Raw genomic sequence first — 21,986 nt, forward strand, 5'->3', positions numbered from 1 at the left:
TGTGGAGATCTGGGTCGCCGCGGTGCATCACCAGTCGGATCAGGCCCCAGGGGACCGGAAGGCCGCGTCGTCGCGGGCGTGTCCGAGCGCAAGGAGACAGTTGCGAAGGTCCTCGGTCCGGTCGCGCAGCGGCAGTTGGAGCTGGTCGGTGACGAGGAACGGTTTGAGTACGCCGATGCCCAGCAGCCACCCCCAGTCCATGCGCAGACGGCCGGTGAGCGCGAGGTAGGTCAGGTAGTGGCGGGCGTTGAAGTTGATCCATGCCGTGGTCGCGTCAAAGCCGGGCTCCGGGGCGCACCGCTGATTCTGCCCCTCTCCGTTGCGCCAGCCCAGGCGGTCGCGGAGTGGCAGCGCGAACCAGGTGTGCAGGTCCGGATGGGTGCGCACAAACCGCAGGTGGAACTGGGCGTGTTTGCGGCGCCACCGGTCGCTGGTCGGCAGTGCGGCGACGAACGCCGTGTACTCCGCATCCGGGCAGTGCCGGGGGATCCCGGGTGCGAGGGTGAGAGGCGATGAGGCCGCTCGCAACGGGGCGTTCGTGCTCACGTGTCCTGCTCTCCAATTGCCTGGCGATAGTCCTTGACGACCTCGGGATCGCTGCCCCGGGTGTAGACCTTCATCGAGTCCGGCGTCGCGTGCCCGAGCCGCGTCATCAGCGTCAGCTCCCGCATGCCGCCCTCGAACATCCTGGTGGCGTGGGTGTGCCGCAGGCTGTGCGGCGTCAACCGGGCATCTCGCACTCCGGCCCGCTGCGCGGCCCGGGCGAACATCCGCACCAGCGCGTCATAGCTCAGCGGTTCGCCCCGATGCTTGCCCCGGCCCCCGACGAGAAAGGCCCAGGGGCTGTCCGCATCGGACGGCCGTTCACGCATCATGTAGGCGTTGAGAGCTGCCAGGGCCCGTCCTTCGTGAAGGTCGACCACGCGGTCCCGACGGGACTTCTGCTGCACTCCACGTGGGTGATCGAACCGCTTGCGGACGGTCACCCGGCACTGGCCGTAGGAGATGTCCTCCAACCGCAACCCCAGGAACTCCACAGCTCGGGCTGGCGTGAACCCGGCCGCCCCAATCTCGCGATCCTCGCAGAACAGGTAGAGCTTTTGCAGATCGTGAGCGTAGGCCCGGACGGTGTTCGGCGAGTACGCCCGCACCGTCAACAACCGCAAGAACTCCTCGACTTCAACCACCGGCTCGCCGGACGCATCGACAAGCCGTCCCTGGGGCTGGCCCGCTGCCGCATCGGGCACCTTCACCACTCGCACGACTGGAACCCTACGCACGCAATGCGGTACATACAGTCACCTGGAGGGGCGAACTGTCCAGAGAACTTCGTCGCCTGGCCCGCCGGCAACGCTGCTGCTCAAGACCCCGACGAGCGACATCGCGTGTAGGATCTCGCGGCTCGTGTCATAGACAACAGCCCTGACCAGCGGGTTTCTGGGCTGTCTCAGCCCAGGTCCAGGTGCCCGTGTCTCAGTTCCGTGGCATTTCTTCAGGACCGGCATCAGCAGCCGTCCGCTCTGCCCACTCGCGCTGGGTCACGGCTCGCTCGATGCGGCTGACGATGTCCTTCTTGGCCGCCGCGTCCAAGGTCTCCGGGATCTTGTCGAAGGTGCCGGGAAGGACGTCGAGGAGACCCCAGATCTGTTCGCCAGTCCTGACGGTCAGCAGCAGCTGACACCTCCACTGTGGCGACACTTCGGGACGGTGGCTGAGCCGGTGCACGAGTGTGGGGACGAGGTAGTGCGTCGCCTCTGCGGAGAGGTGCTCTTGGAGCCAGTCGACCGGGAGCCGCTGGCTGAAGCCGCATGTGGCGGCCTCCTGTTCCAAGGCGAGGAGCTGGTCGGTGTCGACGGCTCGGACGGTGCGGGGCAGAGCTGGGGCCATGCCGGGATGATGCCAGGAAGCCCCCACCGGGCCGAGAGGTCAGCGGGGCAGGGCTGCGATCTGCCGACGGAGGTAGTCAACTTGACCCGGCCCTGAAGGACCGGGCTTGGAGGTAGGGCGCGGCTGGCTGTCGCGTGGCCTCCTCCGTCTGAGCGCCTATACGGGTGCTGGGACGCGTGACTCACGCCCCGCGGTCCACACGGTCTCGCCCTTGCGGGCGATGTTGTGGGACGCGTTGTCGTCCGCGTTCAGCACGGTCCCGCAGGCCCGGCACGCGAATGTTGCTTGATCGATTCGGTTCTTCCGGTCGATGTGGCCGCACTCGGAGCATTGCCGGCTGGTGTACGCCGGATCGACGTGCACCAGCGGCACTCCGTCCCGCTTCGCCTTGTAGGCGATGAACCGGCCGAGCTGGTGAAAGCTCCACGAGTGCAGTTGTGTCCGCTGGTCCTTGCGGAGCCGTACCCGGTCCCGGATGCCGCCCAGGTCTTCGAGGGCAATGCCGTGGCCGGTGCGTTCAGCGGCGGTGACGATGGTCTTCGAGACGATGTGGTTGACGTTCGCGGCGTGGCGCTGCTCGCGCCGGTTCCGCTTCTTCAGCAGGCGCTTGGCAGACTTGGTGCCCTTGGCCTGCAACTTCTTCCGCAGGTCGAGCTGCCGCTTGCGGTGCCGGTTCAGTCCACGCCCGGCGGCCCGGTAGCCGGTGGACGTGGTGGCGATGTTGACGATCCCCAGGTCCACGCCGACGAACCCGGCAGGGTCCTCGTTGAACGGGGTCTCGGGGATGTCACATACGGCGATCAGATAGAACACGCCGTCACGCCGGATGAGATCGGACTCGCCCTTGCGGTGCTCGCGGAGCATCTTGAGAGCGTCCGACGAGCAGACGAAGCGAACGTTCTTGAGCCGCCCGGCGGTGGTCCAAACCGACACCGTCCCCGCGTCGTACTGCCACGACAGGCACCGGTCGTCATACGGCTGCGCGGCCTCCGGCCGGAAGACGATGGGCTTGGACTCCGCCCTGACCCGTCGCTTCGAACCCGGCTTGCCCAGATTCCCGGCCTTGATGTTCGCCTTCAACGTGGTGTAGGCGTCACGGGTCTTCTTGATCACATGCTGTGCCGCCTGCGCCCCCAGCCCCCACGCCTTCAACTCCGGGTAAGTGTGCTTGCGCAGCTCGTACTCACGCGGCACCCCACGCTCGAACGCCACTGTGGACACCCAGTTGGCCGCCTCGTTGACCGTGCCCAAGGTCGCTGACAACGCGGCGGCCTGGTCGGCCTCCGGCATCAGTTTGACCTGCGTCACGATCTTCATGACGGACAGCGTACTACAGTTGATCTATGTCACCACGATGGGAGTCAAACCCCAATATCCGCAAGGGCCGCACCGTCGCCCACGCCCTCCACGCCCACTTGGTCTTCACGCCCAAATACCGGCGCGGCCCGTTCACCGACGAGATCCTTCGGCGGTGCGAAGAGGTCATGCGCAGCGTCTGCGCCGACTTCGAAACCGAGCTGGTCGAGTTCAACGGAGAACGTGACCACGTGCACCTCCTGGTGCAGTACCCGCCGAAGGTTGCCCTGTCCAAGCTGGTCGGATCACTCAAGGGGGTCTCCGCTCGACGCCTGCGCCAGGAGTTCCCCGACCACATCCGTAAGTACCTGTGGGGCGCGCACTTCTGGTCACCGTCCTACTTCGCCGCATCATGCGGAGGCGCACCGCTCAGCATCGTCAAGGAATACATCGAGAACCAGAAGCGGCCAGACTGACCGTCACGACCGGACGCAGAGGATGCGATTCCTCCCGGGCGTAAACGCCCAGGGTTCCTCGCAAGACGTTGCTGAATCCGTTCGGCTCGGAGTCGTTCCGGGCATGGCCTGCGGCCCGTTCGGCCATGCCCCACCCGGTCGGGGGCACTCCGTCCGGAGACGCGACTGCTTCCGGACCTGATGCCTGGTCCGGAAGCAGTCGCGGGCTATGTGTCGAGGCGGGCTACTGGGCGGCGGCCTGGGCCTCCGCCTCGTGCTTGAGGTTGTCGACCCAGTTGTGGAGGGAGTTGTCGAGGGCGGCTTGCAGGACTGCCTGGTCGGCGTCGACGGGCGCTCCGGTCCAGGACTCCTCGGTGTGGACGAGGACTCCGTCGCGGGTCGGGGTGAAGGTCCACACGTGGATCGCGGTGATGCCCTGGGCCGGGCCGCCCCAGGCCAGACACCTGTCGTGCTCGACCTTCTTGACGGTGGAGGTGATGTTCAGCCCCTGGGTGGTCCAGCGGAACACGGAGCCGGGGCGCAGCGGGCCGGGGGTGTCCTGGACGACCGTGACGACGTCGGGCTGCCAGGTGGGCCACTTCTCGACGTCGGTCTGGATCTTCCAGATGGTGCGCAGGGGCCCGTGGATGAGGATGTTCTCGCGAGTGATGACCGGCGCGGTCGCGTCGATTCGCGCGTCGCCGCAGTGGGCGGCCAGGACGGTGGCGGGGGTGGCGGGCTGGTCGTCGGCGGCGGCGTAGGCGCCGGTGCCGGAGGTCATGAGGACGAGCGCGGTGGTGGCGGCGAGCGTCGCTGCGGCGAGCGTGCGCATGGTGGTGGCCTTTCGGATGGCAGGTGGCGTGGGGTTCGGGCCGGGCCCCCGGGGACGGGCTGCGGGCGTGTCGCCGGGGAGGTGTGCTGGTTCAGCTGCGGGTGTCGTCGAGGTCGGTGTCGGCGATCCAGGAGCCGTGGATGCCGCCGGCGACCCGGCGCGGCAGGTGCACGGTGGCGACCCGGCCGAGGTCGGCGGCGTCCAGGACCAGGAGTTGGGAGGCGTCCTGCTTGAGGTCGGAGACGACGGTGAGCAGGTAGCCGTCGTCCTCCCGGGTGGCGCCGGCGGCGGGGACGAAGACGGCCTCGCTGGGCAGGCGGGCGTCACCGGCCTGGTGGATGCGGCGGGCGCCGGTGGTGCGGTCGTACTTGACGACGCCGTAGCCGCCGAAGCCGTCCTGGTCGGGGAAGGACACGGCGTACTGGTAGCGGTGCTCGGCGCCGAGGAAGTCCTCGTTGAGGGTGGGGAACTCGACCGCGAGGTCGTCGATGATCTGTTCGTCGACGCTCCCCGCGGCCAGGTCGACGACCCAGCGACGGGTGTAGGAGCGAGTGTTGGGCTCGGTTCCGCGCCCGGGGGCACCGATCCACCAGTTCCAGGAGAGCTGGAAGCCCTCGCGGTCCACGGTCGGGCCCTCCAGCACGATGCGGCCCTGGGAGTCCTCGTAGGCGTTGGCGGCGTGCAGCATGTTGCCCGGCTCGATGGCGAACCAGCGGATCTTTCCGGCGCCCTGCGGGCTGCGGGGCATGACGCCGATGCGGGCCGGCTGGGCATCGTTCCAGCCGTAGGGGATGCCGGAGTGCTCGGTCGGGTCGAAGGTGACGGTGCCCTCGACGAAGACGACGTGGTTGCGGGTGATCGCGAAGTCGTGCTTGAGGGAGGCGGTGGCCCCCGGCACCTCGAAGCTGTGGGTGACCTGGCCGGTGGCGTCGGCGACGTAGTACACCAGGTACGGCGGGAACGGCGAGGAGCCGAAGAAGTGCAGCTCGCCGGTGACCGGGTCGGACTTCGGGTGCGCGGTCATCGCGCTGCGCAACTTGCCGTCGAAGTCGTAGGCGCCGACGGTCTCCAGCTCCGGGGTGAGCTCGAAGGGGAAGTTGGCCTCGCACAGGGCCAGCAGGCGTCCGGCGTGCTCGATGACGTGGGTGCCGGCCGTGCTGGCAGTCAGGTCGGGGCCCTGGTCGGTCAGGTAGGGGGCGCCGTCGAGGGCGGGGGTGTGCACCCAGCGGTTGCGGTACCACTCGGCCCGGCCGTCGCGCAGGCGGATGCCGTGGACCATGCCGCTGCCCTTGAACCAGTGCGTGGGGGTGACGCCGGGCTTGGGGTTGTGGCTGTTGCGGATCAGCCGGCCGGTCAGCTCCGGCGGCAGGGTGCCCTCGACGGTGAGGCCGGTGGCGGTGATCTCGTCGACCGCGGGGGTGTAGTGGCCGGTCAGGTAGGGCTTGCTGGTCATGACAGGTGCCTCTCTTGTCGGTTCGGATGGTTCGGATGGTTCGGATGGTTCGTGCGATTCGGATGGTTCGTACGGTGATGTGCCGATCCGGCTTGACGTGCGTCAGCTCTGCTGCTCGGCACGGGACTTGAGGCTCGCCAGCCAGGTGGTCAGCGAGTGCTGCAGGGCCTGGCCGAGTTCCTCGGCAGCGGCGTCGACGGGGGCGCCGCTCCAGGACTCCTCGGTGCGGACGGTGACCTGGCCGCCGGTCTGCTCGAAGGTCCACACGTGGACGCCGTCGATGCCGTTGGCGGGCCCGCCCCACACCAGCCGCTCGCCGGGGACGATCTCGCGGACGGTGGAGGTGATGTCCAGGCCGTGGGTCTTCCAGTGGAAGGAGTTGCCGGGCTGCAGCGGGCCGTCGAGCTGGGCCTGGTCGACGTCGGCGTTCCAGTCGGCCCAGGAATCGATGTCGGTGTGCAGGGCCCACACCGTCTCCAGCGGGGCGTCGATCACGGTGGACAGGCGGACGACGACGGGGGCGGTCTCGTCGATGGTGAACACGGCGGGGTGGGACTGCGGGGTGTTGGCGTTCATGGCGATGTCCTTCGTGGCTCGGGATGGAGGGTCAGGGCTTCGATGGAGGGTCAGGGCTTGGCTGGAAAGTCAGGGCTCGGGGAGCAAGGCCCTCAGCGGGTGCGGCCGGTCGGGCTCCCCGGTGCGGGCAAGCTGGTGCGGGGGCTGGTGCGGGGGGCGATGAGGCCCGCCAGGAGGGCGGCGGCAGCGGCGATGGCCGCCGCGGTGAGGAAGGCTGCCTGGTAGCCGCTGTTGACCGAGGCGAGGGTCGGGCCGGCCGTTGCGGTGCGACTGGTGGCGATGGCGCTCAGCAGGGCGAGCCCGATGGCTCCGCCGACCTGCTGGGTGGTGTTGATCAGCCCCCCGGCCAGGCCGGCGTCACTCGGTGCGACCTTGGCGGCGGCGGTGACGTTGATGCTGACGAAGGACAGGCCCAGTCCCGCTCCGACCAGGAGCGCGGGCCCGAGGACGTCGCCGGCGTAGGTGCCGTGGACGGAGGCGGTGGAGAACCAGCCGAGTCCGGCGGTGAGCAGCAGTGGCCCGGTGACCAGGACGGTCTTGACGCCGGTGCGGGCCGCGAGCCGCGGCGCGAGCCAGGCGGCTGCGGTGATCGTCAGGGCGAGGGGCAGTTGGCTGAGTCCGGCCTTGAGCGGCGTGTAGTGGAGGACCCGCTGCAGGTAGAGGGAGAGGAAGAAGAACAGGCCGACGGTGGTCGCGCCGACCGCCGCCATGACGGCGTTGGCCGAGGTGACGGTGCGCAGCCGGAAGATCCGCAGCGGCACCAGGGGTTGGGCGACCGCCCGCTCTGTCGCGACGAAGGCTGCCAGCAGGACTGCACCGAGACCGAGCGCGGACAGGACCAGGGATGAGCCGAACCCGCTGTCGTGGCTCTGCGAGAGGCCGTAGACGATCAGCCCGAGTCCCGCGGTGAGGGTGGCCGCCCCGGGGAGGTCGACCCGCCCACCGGTCCCGGAGCTCCGGGGCACGTACCGCAGGGCGCCTGCGGCCACGACCGCCGCGACGGGGAGGTTGACGAAGAAGATCGCGGGCCAGCCGAGCGTGCCGGTGAGTACGCCGCCCAGGAGCACGCCCGCCGCGCCGCCGCTGCCGGCGACCGCTCCCCACACCCCGAGCGCCTTGGGCCGCTCGCTGCCGGCGAACAGGGTGGTGACCAGGGAGAGGGCGGCCGGTGACATCAGCGCCGCCGCCGATCCCTGGACGGCACGGGCGGCGATCAGCATGCCTGCCGAGGAGGCGAAGCCGGCGACCGCCGAGGCGGTGGCGAAGCCGACCAGGCCGGTCAGGAAGGTCGAGCGCCGGCCGCGGAGGTCGGCGATCCGGCCGCCGAGCATGAGCAGTCCGCCGAAGGTGAGCACATAGGCGGTGACCACCCAGGAGAGCGAGGGCGCCGACATGTGCAGGCCGGTGCCGATGTCCGGCAGGGCGATGTTCACGATCGACGAGTCGAGCACGACCATGAACTGGGCGACCGCGAGCACGGCCAGGGCGGCCCAGCGGCGCGGATGGGGCGAGGAGTTCTGAGCGGTGGGCGAAGCGGGCGGGGTGAGCAGGGCGTCCATGGCACCTGGCTCCTTCCTTGACTGATGTCGGTTGGCGATCAATATTGAGTGGCTAACCACTCACTCTCTTGAGCGAAAAACATGAGTGGCTGACCACTCATTTTCCTGAACCGAGAAGATGCGGGGCCGTACCCCGCCGCCCCTCCTCAGTAGTGGGTGACGCCCGCCGACAGCGTCCGCATCCAGGGCCCGTCCGATTCGTCCGCGCCCAGCGAGACGATCAGGTGACAGAGCATGCCGACAGCGAAGAACTGCTGGACCTGCTCCTCACTGCCACCGGAAGCACCGCGCACATACTCCACCAGGCGGGCATAACCCCGGCGGACCACCTCGCGCACGGCAGGCTCGGAGACGGCCGCCGCCTGGGCGTGCAATTGGATCAGCATGAGGTCGTTGTTGCTGATCAGCCGGGCATACCCATCACCCATGGCCCCCAGCACCACCTCCGGCGAGCTGCCCGGGGCCTCGGCCACGGCACTCTCCAGACTGGCTCGCACCTGGACGAAGCAGTGCTCGACCACGGCCGCGAACAGCAACTCCTTGCTGGGGAAGAGCCGGTAGACGTACGCCTGGGAGATGCCGGCCGCCTTGGCCACTTCGGTGGTGGTGGTGCCCCAGTAGCCACGCGCCGCGAAGGCGCCGATGGCGGTGCGCAGCACCGTCTCGCGGCGCTCCTCCGCGGTGGACAACTGGCGGGTTCGTTCCTTGCTCATATGAGTATTCAACCACTCACACTTTTGGCCGTCAACACCTCTTCGCGGTCGACTTTGCCGACTGCGTCGAATGCATCCCGTACATCCGCCCCGCCTACGCGGAGGTCGCGCCCCTTGAAGCCCTCGCCCCGGTTCAGCCGAGCGAGGATCCGGCTGCGCCGAGGGTGTCCCGCAGCCACTGCTCGACGCCTGCCACGTGCACCGTCGCCCAGGCGTGCGCGACATCGGGGCGGCGGTGGGCGATGGCGTCGAGGATGGCGCGGTGCTGCTGGCGGGTCCGGTCGACCGCGCCTTCCTCGGTCAGCCCGCGCCAGATCCTCGCCCGGGCGGTCGGGCCGGACAGGCCGTCGACGAACGAGCACAGGACGGTGTTGCCCGAACCAACCGCGATCCTGTGGTGGAACTCGAGGTCGTTGTCGATCAGCTCTTGCAGGGAGGCGTCGTCACTCAGGCTCTCCAGGACCTCTCCGAGCGCGGCGATGTCCTCGTCCGGCATCACTCGGGCGGCCATGGCTGCGGCGGCGGGCTCCAGAATGCGGCGGACCTCCAGGAACTCCAGCACCGAGTCGTCCTGGTGGAAGTCGACGACGAAGCCCAGCGCGTCCAGCAGCAGGTTGGGCTCCAGACTCGTCACGTACGTGCCGTCTCCCTGACGTACGTCGAGCACCCGGATGAGCGAGAGGGCCTTCACCGCCTCACGCAGGGAGTTGCGCGACAGACCGAGCCGCTCGGCCAGGTCGGCCTCCTTGGGGAGTCGCGAACCAGGGCGCAGCTCACCACTGACGATCATGGCTTTGATCTTCTCGATCGCCGAGTCGGTGACTGGCACGCCGCTGCCTCCCTGGTCCTGATCCCTGCAGCATAGTCTCCCCGGCACCCACCCGGAGCTGGCCTTGATCGCGACAGGTCAAGGCCAGCCGGCACGATCCACAGGAGGCCGTCCATGCGACGGCCGCCCCGGGCAGGCCCTACGTCGTCCGGGTCGGTTGCGGTCCCGGCGGGCCGGCACGTCCCTGCGCAGGCCGGCGCGGGGCGCCGAGCCCGTACACACGGACCGCGTTGTGCCGGAACACCGCGTCCTTCTCCCCCGCGCTGAGCCCGTCCACGAGGTACCGGGTGATCCGGGTGACCTCGGCGTAGCCGGCCTCCAGGGTGCACACCGGCCAGTCGGAACCGAAGAGGAGCCGTTGCGGGCCGAAGGCCTCCAGGGCGGTGTCGGCGGAGGGCCTGAGGTCCGCCGTCCGCCACCGGCCGGGGGCGGCCTCGGTCACCAGGCCGGAAAGCTTTCCCACGGTGTTGGGCAGCGCGGCCAGGCGGCGCAGGTCCGCTGCCCAGGGGGCGAGCGTGCCGTCGGCGATCGGGGGCTTGCCGAGGTGGTCGAGGACGAACGTCAGGCCGGTGAGCCGGGCGGCCGCGAGGGCGGCGGCGGGCAGCTGGTGCGGCTTGACGACGAGGTCGTAGGCGAGACCGGCCTCGGCGACGGCGAGCAGGCCGCGCTGGACGTCGGGGCGCAGCAGCCACTCGGGGTCGGGTTCCTCCTGGACCTGGTGCCTGATGCCCACCAGCCGTTCCCCGCCGGGGAGTTCACGCAGGGCGGCGATCGCGTCGGCAACGCCGGGGGCGGTGAGGTCGGTCCAGCCGACGACGCCCGCGATCAGGTCGCTGCCGTCGGCCAGCGCCAGCAGTTCGGGGGTCTCCTCGGGGACGCAGACGGTCTGCACGACGACCGTGGCGACCACTCCGGCCTCCGCCGCTTCGGGGGCGAGGTCGACGGCGGTGAAGGAGCGGGCCAGTGGAGCGAGGGCCTCGCCGCTGATCCAGGGCTGCGGCCGCGTGTCGAGGTCCCAGACGTGGTGGTGCGCGTCGACGATCTGACGTCCGGTCACAGTTCCCACACGGTCGGGAGCCCGGCCCCGGCGCCGGCGTTCGAGTAGTCGTGGCTGATGTTGAGCAGTTCGCCCATCCTCTCCTGCCAGGCGATGTTGGCCGGGAGGTGCTCCAGTTCGGCGAGGAGCCGGGCGTAGTCCTCGCACTCCAGCAGGTGGAACAGCTCGCAACCGCTGCGCCAGATCGTCCACGAGGTGGCGCCGGCAGCCCGGATGGCTGCGACGAGTTCGGCGGGCACGTCCCGGTGGGCGGCCTCGTACTCGGCGATCCGGTCCGGGCGGAGGCGGGTGTGCAGGGCGACTCTCATGGCTGCTCCGGGTGGGTGGGGTGGTCGACGATGACGACATGCAGGGTGCGGGGGCCGTGCACGCCCTCGACGCGGTCGAGTTCGATGTCGCTGGTGGCAGAGGGTCCCGAGATGAAGGTCAGCGGCAGCATGGGGTCGAGGCGGGCGAGGGCGTCGGGGACGTCGGCGGCGATCTGTCCGGCGCGGATGACGCACAGATGGTAGTCGGGTACGAGGGTGAGGGCGCGGCGGCCCTGGCCCGGGCCGGCGTCGAGGACGATGGTCCCGGTGACGGCGATGCCGGCGGCGGCGAGGGTGCAGGCGCCGTCCAAGGCGTTCAGGGCCTGGACGTCCAGCGGTTCCGGGTGCCACTGCCAGTCGCCGGGCGGCAGCAGCTCGACGGGAAAGCCGCTGGGCAGTGCCAGGTTGCTCGCCCCGGATGCGGTGAGCGCGGCGGCGATGGCGGCCGGCAGGCCCGCCTGGTCGGTGCGGGTGACGTTCGCGCGGTAGTCGGCGACCCGCTCGGCGAACAGGGCGACGATGTCCTCGCCCGGCTCGGTGTGGCTGCGGCGGTAGGTCCGGGGTACGGGGACGTCGTCGGGCCGTTCGTCGGCGGGGACGTCGGCGAGCGCCGCCCGGATGCGGCCGAGAACCGCCTCACGGCTGCTCATCGTTCACCTTCCCTGTTCTTGCGCCACCAGCTGCGGAAGGACTCTGCCGGAGGTGCGGGGGTGTCGCGGGTGTCGGACCATCCGTGCAGCGGGCCCGGCAGCCGGCCGATCCGCCCCTCCCTGGCGAGGGCCCTGCCGCCGAGCGCGGCGGCCTTCTGGGCCGCGGAGAGCAGGCGCGGGGAGTCGAGGACGGTGGCAGCGGCCTTCATGGCCAGCGCCTCAGCTCCCCTCGGCTTGCGCTCGACGGCCTTGGCCCGCAGGTGGGCCAGCACCTCCGGGATGTCGATCTTCACCGGGCAGGCGTCGTAGCAGGCGCCGCACAGAGTGGAGGCGAACGGCAGGGACGCCGCGTTCTCCACGCCGACCAGTTGCGGGGTGAGGACGGCGCCGATCGGTCCGGGGTAGACCGAGCCGTAGGCGTGGCCGCCGGTGCGCTCGAAGACGGGGCAGACGTTGAGGCAGGCCGAGCAGCGGATGCAGCCGAGTACCTGCCGTCCGACCTCGTCGGCGAGGGTGTCGGTGCGGCCGTTGTCGAGCAGCACCAGGTGGAACTCCCTGGGGCCGTCGCCGTCGGTGGTGCCGGTCCAGGTGGAGGTGTAGGGGTTCATCCGCTCACCGGTGGAGGAGCGGGGCAGCAGCTGGAGGAAGACCTCCAGGTCCGACCAGGAGGGGACGGTCTTCTCGATGCCCATGACGGTGATCAGCGTCTCGGGCAGCGTGAGGCACATCCGGCCGTTGCCCTCGGACTCCACGACGACGACCGTGCCGGTGTCGGCGACGGCGAAGTTGGCGCCCGAGACGGCCACCTTGGCGGTGAGGAACTTCTCCCTCAGGTGCAGGCGGGCTGCTTCGGCGAGTTCACGCGGGTCGTCGCCGAGGTTCTCCGGTGCGGGCTGCCCCCAGTGGGCCATTTCGGCGGTGAAGAGGTCGCGGATCTCGGTCCGGTTGCGGTGGATCGCGGGGACGAGGATGTGGGAGGGGCGGTCGTCGCCGAGCTGGACGATGAGTTCGGCGAGGTCCGTCTCGTAGGCGGTGATGCCGGCTTCGGCGAGGGCCTCGTTGAGGCCGATCTCCTGAGTCGCCATGGACTTGATCTTCACGACCTCGCGTTCGCCGGTGGCCTGCACGAGTTCGGTGACGATGCGGTTGGCCTCGGCGGCGTCCGAGGCCCAGTGCACGGTGCCGCCCGCGGCGGTGACGGCGGCCTCCAGCTGGACGAGGTAGCGGTCGAGGTGGCGTGCGGTGCGGTTCTTGATCGCGGTGGCGGCGTCGCGCAGTTGCTCCCAGTCGTCCAACTCGGAGGCGACGGCGAGCCGCTTGTCGCGGATGGTGGTGGTGGCGCGTTTCAGATTGGCGCGCAGCCGGGTGTTGCCGAGCGCCTCGCGGGCGGCGTCGGGAAAGGACGGGGAGCCGAGCCAGACGACGCCACGGCTGCCGGGCTTGCTCATCGTGCGGTTCCTTCGGTGGCGGCGAGGATCTCGGCCAGGTGCAGGGTCCGCACTGTCGCGCCCTGACGGGACAGTCCGCCGCCGATGTGCATCAGGCAGGAGTTGTCGGCGGCGCACAGGACCTCGGCTCCGCTGTCCAGCACGGCGGCGTTCTTGTCGGCGAGCATCGCGGCGGAGGTGTCGGCGTTCTTCACGGCGAAGGTGCCGCCGAAGCCGCAGCAGGAGTCGGCCGCGGGCAGGTCGACCAGGTCGATGTCCTCGACGGCGCGCAGCAGCCGGTCCGGGCGATCGCCGAGACGCAGGCCGCGCAGGGAGTGGCAGGTCGGGTGGTAGACGACGCGGTGCGGGAAGCGGGCACCGACGTCCGTGACGCCGAGAACGTCGGTCAGGAACTCGGTGAACTCGTACACCCGGGGCACCAGTTCGGTGACCTGTTGGAGGAGCGAGGCGGTGCCGTGCCGTTCGGCGAGCAGGGGGTGGTTGTCACGGACCATCCCGGCGCAGGAGGCGGACGGCGTGACCACGGCGTCGTAGTCGGCGAAGGCCCGGGCGAAGCGGGTCACCAGCGGGACGGCGTCGGGGCGGTAGCCGGTGTTGAAGTGCATCTGACCGCAGCAGGTCTGTTCCTGGGGGAACTCGACCCGGTGGCCGAGCCGCTCCAGCACGGTCACCACCGCGCGGCCGGTGTCAGGGAAGAGGGTGTCGTTGAAGCAGGTGATGAACAGGGCGATGCGCATCAGCTCACCTCCCCGGGGGTCGGGACGTCCGCGGGCAGCAGTCCGCGGTGCTTGAGCTCGGCCCAGAGCGCCGCCGGAACGGGGTGGTCGAGCATGGTGGCGGCGTCCCGGACCTCGCCGGCGCTGCGGGTGCCGACCAGCACGCTCGCCACCGCCGGGTGCCCGAACGGGAACCTCAGGGCGGCGGCGCGCAGCGGGACGCCGTGCCGCTCGCAGACGGCCTTGAGGTCGGTGGCCCTGGTGAGCAGGTCTGCGGGGGCCGCGGTGTAGTCGAAGGTGGCGCCGGGCCGCGGGTCGGCGAGCAGGCCGGAGTTGAAGACGCCGCCGATCACGACGCCGACGCCGCGCCGGTGGGCCAGGGGCAGCAGTTCCGCAAGGCCCCGCTGGTCGAGGAGGCTGTAGCGGCCGGCCAGCAGGACGGCGTCGAGGTCGGTCTCGCGGATGAACCGGGCGGGCAGCCCGGCCTGGTTCATGCCGACGCCGATCGCTCCCAGGACGCCTTCGGCGCGCAGGCGTTCGAGTTCCGGGTAGGCCTCGGTGAGCGCCTGTTCGGCGTGGTCGTCGGGGTCGTGCAGGTAGGCGATGTCGATCCGGTCGAGGCCGAGCCGGTCCAGGCTGTCCTCGATGGAGCGGCGCACCCCCTGGGCGCTGAAGTCCCAGACGCGGTGGTGGGTGGCGGGCACGGCGAAGCCGTTGGCCAGGTCGTCGCCGTCGCTGGAGGGGGCCGGCTCCAGCAGGCGTCCGACCTTTGTGGAGATCGTGTACTGGTCCCGGGGGAACGCGCGCAGGGCGGCGCCGAGTCGCCGCTCGGACAGGCCCAGGCCGTAGTGCGGGGCGGTGTCGAAGTACCGTACGCCGGACTCCCAGGCGGCGGCGACGGCCTGTTCGGCCTGTTCGTCGGTGACCGGGGTGAACAGGTTGCCGATGCCGGCGGCGCCGAAGGCGAGTTCGGTCACCTGGGCCCTGCTGCGGCCGAGGGGGTTGTGGCGCGGTTTCACGGGCGTGGCTCCGGTCGCAGGCGCAGGCCGGCCATGCCGCCGTCGACGGCGAGCGCGGTGCCCGTGACGCTGGCGGCGGCCGGGGAGGCGAGGTAGGCGATGGCGGCGGCGACCTCCTCGGCGGTGACCAGCCGGCCGGTGGGCTGGCGGGCGTTCAGTGCGGAGCGCTCGGCGGCCGGGTCGTCGGCCGCGTCGAGCAGCCGGCCGACCCACGGGGTGTCGACGGTGCCCGGGTTGACGCAGTTGACCCGGATGCCTTCGCGGACGTGGTCGGCGGCCATGGCCAGGGTGAGCGAGTAGACGGCGCCCTTGCTCGCCGAGTACAGCGCGCGCTGGGGCAGTCCGGCCGTGGCGGCGATGGAGCAGGTGTTGACCACCGAGGCGGAGGCGGAGCGGCGCAGGTGGGGCAGGGCGGCGCGGGTGGTGCGGACGATGCCGAGCACGTTGACGTCCAGGACGTGGTGCCACTGCTCGTCCGCGTTGTCCTCCACGGTTCCGGCGGCGCCGATGCCGGCGTTGTTGACCAGGATGTCGATCCCGCCGAGCGCCTCGGCCGCCGCCTGGACGGCCTCGCGGACGGAGCGGTCGTCGGCGACGTCGGCGGTGAAGCCGCGCAGCGGGGCGCGGACGCTGCTCGGGTCGAGGTCGAGGACGGCGACGTCCGCTCCGCGTTCGCCGAGCAACCGGGCGGTGGCCAGTCCGATGCCGGAGGCACCGCCGGTGACCAGGGCGGTGAGCCCGTCGAGGTCGGTCGTCATGAGCGCTCCTCCTTGTCGCCGCCGGCCAGGTCGGCTGCCCAGAACGCGCCGTCGGGGTAGGTGTAGGTGTCGATGGCGGCCTGGTGCATGGTGGCGGAGAACCCGGGCACGGTGGGTGCCCGGTAGCGGCCGCCGTCGATGACCACGGGGTCGAGGAAGTGCTGGTGGAGGTGGTCGACGTACTCGATGACGCGGTCCTCGGTGGTGCCGGAGAGCGCGACGTAGTCGAACATCGACAGGTGCTGGACGAGTTCGCACAGGCCCACGCCGCCGGCGTGCGGGCACACGGGGACGCCGAACCTGGCGGCGAGCAGCAGGATGGCGAGGTTCTCGTTCACGCCGGCCACCCGGGCCGAGTCCAGTTGGAGGACGTCGATGGCGCCGGCCTGGAGCAGCTGTTTGAAGACGATGCGGTTCTGCACGTGCTCGCCGGTGGCGACCTTGACCGGGTGGACACCGCGCCGGACGGCGGCGTGGCCGAGCACGTCGTCCGGGCTGGTCGGCTCCTCGATCCAGTAGGGGTCGAACTCGGCGAGCGCGTTCGTCCACTCGATCGCCTCGGCGACGTTCCAGCGCTGGTTGGCGTCGATCGCCATCCGGATGTCCGGACCGACGGCCTCGCGGGCGGCGCGGCAGCGGCGGACGTCGTCCGCCAGGTCGGCGCCGACCTTCAGCTTGATCTGGGTGAAGCCGTCGGCCACCGCCTCCTTGGCGAGGCGGGTGAGCTTCTCGTCGCTGTAGCCGAGCCAGCCGGGCGAGGTGGTGTAGGCGGGGTAGCCGCGGCGCAGGAGTTCGGCGGCCCGCCCGGGTGCGCCCTGTCTGCCCTTGCGCAGCAGGTCGAGGGCCTCATCAGGCGTCAGCGCGTCGGCGATGTAGCGGAAGTCGACCTGGGACACCAGCCATTCGGGGTCGGCGTCGGCCAGCAGCTGCCACAGCGGCTTGCCCGCACGCTTGGCGGCGAGGTCCCAGACGGCGTTGACGACGGCTCCGATCGCCATGTGCATCACGCCCTTCTCGGGGCCGAGCCAGCGCAGCTGGCTGTCACCGATCAGGTCGTGGTACAGGGAACCGGGGTCGGCACACAGCTCGGCGACCGGACGTCCGATGACGTGCTCGCTCAGCGCGTCGATGGCGGCGACCTGGACGTCGTTGCCACGGCCGATGGTGAAGGTGAACCCGTGGCCCTCGTGGCCGCCCGCGGAGGCGCGCAGGACGACGTAGGCGGCGGAGTAGTCGGGGTCGGGATTCATGGCGTCGGACCCGTCCAGCTCCCGCGAGGTGGGGAAGCGGATGTCGTAGGTGTCGACGGCCGTGATCCGCGCTGTGGTTGCGGACAACGTGGTGCCTTTCAGGCGTTGGAGAAGGTCTGGCGCTGGATACCGAGGCCGTCGATGGTCAGTTCGACGGTGTCGCCCGCGCGCAGGTAGGGGGTGCCGGGCAGACCCAGGGCCACGCCGGCCGGGGTGCCGGTGTTGATGACGTCTCCGGGCCGCAGCACCATGTACTGGCTGAGGTACCAGATCAGGTACGGGACGTCGAAGATCATGTTCTTGGTGCTGCCGCTCTGCCGCTGCTCGCCGTTGACGGCCAGACGAAGGCCGAGGGCCTGCACGTCGCCGGCCTCGTCCGGGGTGACCAGCCAGGGGCCGAGCGGGTTGAAGGTCTCACAGGACTTGCCGAGGTCCCACTGCCCGGAGTACTCGAGCTGGAACTCCCGCTCGGACACGTCGTTGCTGATCGCGTAACCCGCGACATGGGCGAGGGCCTGTTGGGGCGAGTCCAGGTAGCGGGCCTCGCGGCCGATCACGACCGCGAGTTCGACCTCCCAGTCGGTCTTGGCCGAGCCGCGCGGGATCAGCACCTGGTCATAGGGGCCGACCACGGCGGACGGGTCCTTCATGAAGACCACCGGCCGGGCGGGGACGGCCGCGCCGGTCTCATCGGCGTGGTCGCGGTAGTTGAGGCCGATGCAGACGACCTTGCCCGGGCGGGTGATGGGTGCACCGATCCGCTGGCCGACCGGGTCGATCGGAGGGAGCTCTCCGGCGGCCAGGGCGGCGCGAACGCGGTCGATCCCGTCCGAGGCGAGGAACGCCCCGTCGATGTCATCGGTCAGGCCCGAGAGTGCAAAGACCCGGCCGTCGTCGCCGAGGGCTGCCGGAGCCTCTTCTCCCGCCGGTCCGATCCGCACGAGCTTCATGGCCTGACTCCTGTCATAGGTCTGCGGGCCGGGGCTCTTCACCGGGCCGACACATCGGATGAATCCTCGACGACCTGACCATACGAGTGTCGGCCACCCACCGCAAGAAGTCCTCCGATGTCTGTCGGCGTCCGTCGGGTGCCAGGAGCCAAACATCTCCTAACTGTTCATCAAATATCAAGCTCAGACAGTAGATAACAGCTCACTGCGATGCGGAATGGAGGCCCGGACGTTACGGTTGAGATTCGCCCGAGGTTTCCCTATTGTCAGTCATGCGCCAAGCTCGTATGGTCCTCGTGATCGCAAGCCCTCCGATGATTACGGGGAGCACGATCCGGCGCGCCTGCCACGACCCGCCGCATCCATGGCCTCCCTCCTGGATGACGGCCGGGAAGGGAGATCCGGCTCAACCACCCCCGCTTCACCTCCCGGGGACAGGCCGCTCCGCCTCCCGCCACACCGGATCCCCACCCTCGCAGGGGAGCCCGGACATCCCAGCCAAGGAGATCAGCACCATGAAGCCTCGCTCCTCCAGAATCGCGGCCACGGCCGCCGCCGTAGTCGTCCTGGCGGGGGCCGCCACGGCCTGCAACCGCGGCAGCACGACGGACTCCGCCGCCGGCGGCAAGCCGGCGCTCGGCATCGACCTGCCGCGTGCGGACTCCGACTTCTGGAACTCCTACGCGCAGTACATCAAGCAGGACGCCTCCGCCCAGGGCCTCAACACCCTGCCGGTGAGCAACTCGCAGAACGACGTCACCAAGCTGGTCGCCAACGTCCAGGTCTTCCAGAACACCGGCGCCAAGGCCGTCGTCATGGCCCCGCAGGACACCGGCGCGATCGCCTCCACCCTCGACCAGCTGACCGCCAAGAAGATCCCCGTGGTCAGCATCGACACCCGCCCCGACAAGGGGAACGTCTACATGGTGGTGCGCGCCGACAACAAGGCGTACGGCACCAAGGCCTGTGAGTTCCTCGGCCAGCAGCTCGGCGGCAAGGGCAAGGTCGCCGAACTCCAGGGCGCGCTGAGCTCCGTCAACGGCCGCGACCGATCCGAGGCCTTCGCCGCCTGCATGAAGGAGAAGTTCCCCGACATCCAGGTGACCGAGCTGGCCACCGACTGGAAGGGCGACGTCGCCTCCGCCAAGCTCCAGTCCACCCTGGCCGCCAACCCGGACCTGGGCGGCGTCTACCTGCAGGCCGGCGGTGTCTTCCTGCAGCCCACCATCGCCCTGCTCCAGCAGAAGGGCCTGCTCAAGCCCGCCGGCCAGCCCGGCCACATCGCCATCGTCTCCAACGACGGCATCCCGCAGGAGTTCGACGCGATCCGCAAGGGCGACATCGACGCGACCGTCTCCCAGCCCGCCGACCTCTACGCCAAGTACGCGCTGTTCTACGCGCAGGCCGCGGCCGAGGGCAAGACCTTCCAACCCGGTGCCACCGACCACCAGTCGACCATCATCCAGCTGCCCAACGGACTGGAGGACCAGCTTCCCGCGCCGCTGGTCACCAAGGAGAACGTCGACGACAAGTCCCTCTGGGGCAACGGCGTAGGCAAGTAGCCCACCGACCCCTCGTGCGTGGCGGCCAGGCCCCCCCTTCCCGGGCCGCCACGCACGGATCCTGCGGAAAGGACATCCCCGCCATGGCGGACCCCAGCCCCGTCCGGGGCCCCGTCGTCGAGGCCGACGGGATCAGCAAGCGCTTCGGCGCCACGGTCGCGCTCAGCGACGCCCGCATCTCGGTCGCGCCCGGCGAGTCGCACGCCCTGGTCGGCCGCAACGGCGCGGGCAAGTCCACGCTCGTGTCGATCCTCACCGGCCTGCAGAACCCCGACACCGGCACCCTGCGCTTCAACGGCGAGCAGGCCCCGGCCCCCGGTGACACCGACGCCTGGCGGTCCAGGGTTGCCTGCGTCTACCAGCGCTCCACCATCATCCCCGCGCTGACCGTCGCCGAGAACCTCTTCCTGGACAGGCAGAGCAAGGGCGTCCTGCGCCCGATCAGCTGGAAGCAGCTGCGCGGCCGCGCCACCGAGCTGCTCGCCGAGTACGGCGTGGACGTCGCCCCGACCGCGCGCGCCGAGGACCTGAGTGTCGAGCAGCGCCAGTTCGTCGAGATCGCCCGGGCGCTGTCCTTCGGGGCCCGCTTCATCATCCTGGACGAGCCCACCGCCAAGCTCGACGCGCGCGGCATCGAGCGGCTCTTCGACAAGCTGCGCTCACTGCAGGAACAGGGCGTCGCCTTCCTGTTCATCTCCCATCACCTGCAGGAGGTCTACGACCTCTGCACCACCGTCACGGTCTACCGCGACGCCCGGCACATCATCACCGCACCGGTCGCCGAACTCGACCAGCAGGCCCTGGTGGAAGCGATGACCGGCGAGAGCTCCCGGGGCAGCGAGCCCGCCTGGTCGGTGACCGGCCGGACGCGCCCCGACGGTGCCCCGCTGCTGGACGTCTCGGGCCTGAGCCTGGCCGGCGCCTACCAGGACTTCTCCCTGACCGCGCACGCCGGCGAGGTCGTGGGCCTGGCCGGCGCGGCCGCCAGCGGCAACGTCCGGCTCGGCGAGACCATCGCCGGTCTGCACCGCCCGCAGGCCGGCACGATCACCGTCGCGGGCCGCCCGGTGCGCACCGGTCGCGTTCCCGCCGCTCTCGCGGCCGGCATCGGGTTCGTGCCCGAGGACCGGCACATCCAGGGCCTCATCCCGCAGCGCAGTGTCGCCGAGAACGCCACCCTGACCGTCACCGGCCAGCTCGGGCCCTTCGGCACGGTGCTGCCCTCCCGTACCCGGGCCTTCGCCGAGCGGATGATCGGCGACCTCGACATCAAGACACCCGGCCCCTCGGCCCCGGTGTCCGCACTGTCCGGCGGCAACCAGCAGAAGGTGGTCATCGCGCGGGCCCTGGCCACCGAGCCGCACGTCCTGGTGGCCATCCGGCCCACCAACGGCGTCGACGTCAAATCCAAGGAGTCCCTGCTCGGCACCGTCCGCGAGGTCGCCGACGCCGGGAAGAGCGCTCTGATCGTGTCCGACGAACTCGACGACCTGCGGGTCTGCGACCGCGTCGTGGCCATGTTCCACGGCCGCGTCGTCGCCGAGTTCGAGCACGGCTGGAGCGACGAACAGCTGGTCGCAGCCATGGAGGGCATGTCCGGCCCGACCGACACGAAGGAACGCGATGTCTCCCACCACTGAGGTCCGCCCGCGCGCGGCCACCGCCGGCACCGCACCGGCCGGCCGGCGCTTCGACCTCGCCCGCTACCGTGACCTGTCGCTCGTACCGGTCCTGCTCGTCCTCGGCGTCATCGGCTTCGCCGTCTCACCCGCCTTCCTCACCTCCGACAACCTCCTGGGCGTCGGCCAGCAGGCCACCGAACTGAGCCTGCTGGTGCTGGCCGAGGCGCTGATCCTGATCGTCGGCCGGATGGACCTGTCCCTGGAATCCACGATCGGCGTGGCCCCTGTCATCGCCGTCTGGCTGGTCCTCCCCGACCACGGCGCGCGCTTCAACGGCCTCGGGCTCCTTCCCTCCTGGACGGCCATCCCGCTGTGCCTGGCCGTCGGCGCGCTCATCGGGGCGATCAACGGGTTCCTGATCCTCAAGCTGCGCCTCAACGGCTTCATCGTCACCCTCGGCGCGCTCACCCTGCTCCGCGGCCTCCAGGTCGCGATCTCCCAGGGCCAGTCGATCGTCACCCTGCCCGGCTCCTTCACCTACCTCGGCAGCACCAGCTGGCTCGGCGTCCCCGCGGCGATCTGGATCTGCGCCCTGCTCTTCCTGGCCGGCGGCTGCGCCCTCGCCTGGCTGCGCCACGGCCGCGCCCTGTACGCGATCGGCGGCAACTCCGAGGCCGCCCGCGCCGCCGGCATCCGGGTCGACCGGATCACCTGGATCGTGCTGATCCTCGGCAGCCTGCTGGCCGCCTTCGCCGGCGTCCTCTACACCGGCCACTACGGCTCCATCTCCGCCGACCAGGGCAACGGGTGGATCTTCCAGGTCTTCGCCGCCACCGTCATCGGCGGCGTCAGCCTCAACGGCGGCCGCGGCACCCTCTTCGGCGCCCTGACCGGTGTGCTGACCCTCCAGCTCGTGGTCAACGTCATGACCCTCGCGGGCGTGCCGCCGCTGTGGAACCAGTTCCTCAACGGCGCGATCATCATCGTCGCGCTGATCATCTCCCGCTTCGCCTCGGGCGAGAAACAGGAGTGACGGGTCCCCCGGC

General features: G+C 70.4%; 23 protein-coding genes. 4 read left to right on the forward strand and 19 right to left on the reverse strand.

Annotation, left to right across the window (positions count from 1 at the left end; translation table 11 throughout):
- Nucleotides 1-39: 39 nt before the first annotated feature.
- From P3T27_RS17120 to P3T27_RS17135, 4 genes are all read right to left on the reverse strand, one after another.
- Entirely contained in the window at nt 40-546 is a 507-nt protein-coding gene (locus P3T27_RS17120; protein ID WP_280679218.1) for a hypothetical protein, read from the reverse strand.
- Nucleotides 543-1,262, reverse strand: a complete 720-nt coding sequence (locus tag P3T27_RS17125; RefSeq protein ID WP_280679220.1) for a site-specific integrase — start codon at nt 1,260-1,262, stop codon at nt 543-545. The genes P3T27_RS17120 and P3T27_RS17125 overlap by 4 nt, the downstream gene beginning before the upstream one ends.
- Before the next feature lie 211 nt (nt 1,263-1,473).
- Entirely contained in the window at nt 1,474-1,887 is a 414-nt protein-coding gene (locus tag P3T27_RS17130) for a hypothetical protein (RefSeq protein WP_280679222.1), read from the reverse strand.
- 156 nt (nt 1,888-2,043) lie between these two features.
- Nucleotides 2,044-3,204 (reverse strand): transposase, encoded by a 1,161-nt coding sequence (locus tag P3T27_RS17135; RefSeq protein ID WP_280679224.1) that lies wholly within the window; start codon nt 3,202-3,204, stop codon nt 2,044-2,046.
- Nucleotides 3,205-3,230: 26 nt separating this feature from the next.
- Between P3T27_RS17135 and tnpA the strand changes: the two genes are divergently transcribed.
- Complete coding sequence (gene tnpA, locus P3T27_RS17140; protein WP_280679226.1) at nt 3,231-3,659, forward strand: IS200/IS605 family transposase; 429 nt, start codon at nt 3,231-3,233, stop codon at nt 3,657-3,659.
- Nucleotides 3,660-3,882: 223 nt separating this feature from the next.
- On the opposite strand, the gene P3T27_RS17145 is transcribed toward tnpA, so the two are convergent.
- From P3T27_RS17145 to P3T27_RS17215, 15 genes are all read right to left on the reverse strand, one after another.
- A complete protein-coding gene (locus P3T27_RS17145) occupies nt 3,883-4,470 on the reverse strand; it encodes an SRPBCC family protein (protein ID WP_280679228.1) in 588 nt (195 codons plus the stop codon).
- Nucleotides 4,471-4,561: 91 nt separating this feature from the next.
- On the reverse strand, nt 4,562-5,923 hold the full coding sequence (locus tag P3T27_RS17150) for a carotenoid oxygenase family protein (RefSeq protein WP_280679230.1): 1,362 nt from the start codon (nt 5,921-5,923) through the stop codon (nt 4,562-4,564).
- 102 nt (nt 5,924-6,025) lie between these two features.
- Complete coding sequence (locus P3T27_RS17155) at nt 6,026-6,499, reverse strand: SRPBCC family protein (RefSeq protein WP_280679231.1); 474 nt, start codon at nt 6,497-6,499, stop codon at nt 6,026-6,028.
- 92 nt (nt 6,500-6,591) lie between these two features.
- Nucleotides 6,592-8,058 (reverse strand): MFS transporter, encoded by a 1,467-nt coding sequence (locus P3T27_RS17160; RefSeq protein ID WP_280679232.1) that lies wholly within the window; start codon nt 8,056-8,058, stop codon nt 6,592-6,594.
- A 146-nt stretch (nt 8,059-8,204) separates the two neighbouring features.
- Complete coding sequence (locus P3T27_RS17165; RefSeq protein WP_280679235.1) at nt 8,205-8,771, reverse strand: TetR/AcrR family transcriptional regulator; 567 nt, start codon at nt 8,769-8,771, stop codon at nt 8,205-8,207.
- A 133-nt stretch (nt 8,772-8,904) separates the two neighbouring features.
- A complete protein-coding gene (locus P3T27_RS17170) occupies nt 8,905-9,600 on the reverse strand; it encodes a FadR/GntR family transcriptional regulator (RefSeq protein WP_280679236.1) in 696 nt (231 codons plus the stop codon).
- Nucleotides 9,601-9,739: 139 nt separating this feature from the next.
- Complete coding sequence (locus P3T27_RS17175) at nt 9,740-10,657, reverse strand: amidohydrolase family protein (RefSeq protein WP_280679238.1); 918 nt, start codon at nt 10,655-10,657, stop codon at nt 9,740-9,742.
- Entirely contained in the window at nt 10,654-10,965 is a 312-nt protein-coding gene (locus P3T27_RS17180) for an L-rhamnose mutarotase (protein ID WP_280679240.1), read from the reverse strand. Before P3T27_RS17180 ends, P3T27_RS17175 begins: the two co-directional genes overlap by 4 nt.
- Nucleotides 10,962-11,615, reverse strand: coding sequence for an LUD domain-containing protein (locus P3T27_RS17185; RefSeq protein WP_280679241.1), 654 nt, complete (start codon nt 11,613-11,615; stop codon nt 10,962-10,964). Before P3T27_RS17185 ends, P3T27_RS17180 begins: the two co-directional genes overlap by 4 nt.
- Nucleotides 11,612-13,063 (reverse strand): LutB/LldF family L-lactate oxidation iron-sulfur protein, encoded by a 1,452-nt coding sequence (locus P3T27_RS17190; protein ID WP_280679243.1) that lies wholly within the window; start codon nt 13,061-13,063, stop codon nt 11,612-11,614. The genes P3T27_RS17185 and P3T27_RS17190 overlap by 4 nt, the downstream gene beginning before the upstream one ends.
- On the reverse strand, nt 13,060-13,800 hold the full coding sequence (locus P3T27_RS17195) for a (Fe-S)-binding protein (protein ID WP_280679245.1): 741 nt from the start codon (nt 13,798-13,800) through the stop codon (nt 13,060-13,062). Before P3T27_RS17195 ends, P3T27_RS17190 begins: the two co-directional genes overlap by 4 nt.
- Nucleotides 13,800-14,798, reverse strand: coding sequence for an aldo/keto reductase (locus P3T27_RS17200; protein WP_280679247.1), 999 nt, complete (start codon nt 14,796-14,798; stop codon nt 13,800-13,802). The genes P3T27_RS17195 and P3T27_RS17200 overlap by 1 nt, the downstream gene beginning before the upstream one ends.
- On the reverse strand, nt 14,795-15,556 hold the full coding sequence (locus tag P3T27_RS17205; protein WP_280679249.1) for an SDR family oxidoreductase: 762 nt from the start codon (nt 15,554-15,556) through the stop codon (nt 14,795-14,797). The genes P3T27_RS17200 and P3T27_RS17205 overlap by 4 nt, the downstream gene beginning before the upstream one ends.
- A complete protein-coding gene (locus tag P3T27_RS17210) occupies nt 15,553-16,893 on the reverse strand; it encodes an L-fuconate dehydratase (RefSeq protein WP_280679250.1) in 1,341 nt (446 codons plus the stop codon). The genes P3T27_RS17205 and P3T27_RS17210 overlap by 4 nt, the downstream gene beginning before the upstream one ends.
- An 11-nt stretch (nt 16,894-16,904) precedes the next feature.
- Nucleotides 16,905-17,756 carry a fumarylacetoacetate hydrolase family protein gene (locus P3T27_RS17215; RefSeq protein WP_280679251.1) on the reverse strand — a complete coding sequence of 284 codons (852 nt, stop codon included), beginning with the start codon at nt 17,754-17,756 and terminating at the stop codon, nt 16,905-16,907.
- A gap of 515 nt (nt 17,757-18,271) precedes the next feature.
- Between P3T27_RS17215 and P3T27_RS17220 the strand changes: the two genes are divergently transcribed.
- From P3T27_RS17220 to P3T27_RS17230, 3 genes are all read left to right on the forward strand, one after another.
- Complete coding sequence (locus tag P3T27_RS17220; RefSeq protein WP_280679253.1) at nt 18,272-19,318, forward strand: sugar ABC transporter substrate-binding protein; 1,047 nt, start codon at nt 18,272-18,274, stop codon at nt 19,316-19,318.
- An 83-nt stretch (nt 19,319-19,401) separates the two neighbouring features.
- A complete protein-coding gene (locus tag P3T27_RS17225) occupies nt 19,402-20,958 on the forward strand; it encodes a sugar ABC transporter ATP-binding protein (protein WP_280679255.1) in 1,557 nt (518 codons plus the stop codon).
- Nucleotides 20,942-21,973: an ABC transporter permease gene (locus tag P3T27_RS17230; RefSeq protein ID WP_280679277.1), complete on the forward strand. Its 1,032-nt coding sequence runs from the start codon at nt 20,942-20,944 to the stop codon at nt 21,971-21,973. The genes P3T27_RS17225 and P3T27_RS17230 overlap by 17 nt, the downstream gene beginning before the upstream one ends.
- The last annotated feature ends 13 nt before the right edge of the window (nt 21,974-21,986 follow it).

The sequence above is a fragment of the Kitasatospora sp. MAA19 genome (assembly GCF_029894125.1).
Lineage (GTDB): Bacteria > Actinomycetota > Actinomycetes > Streptomycetales > Streptomycetaceae > Kitasatospora.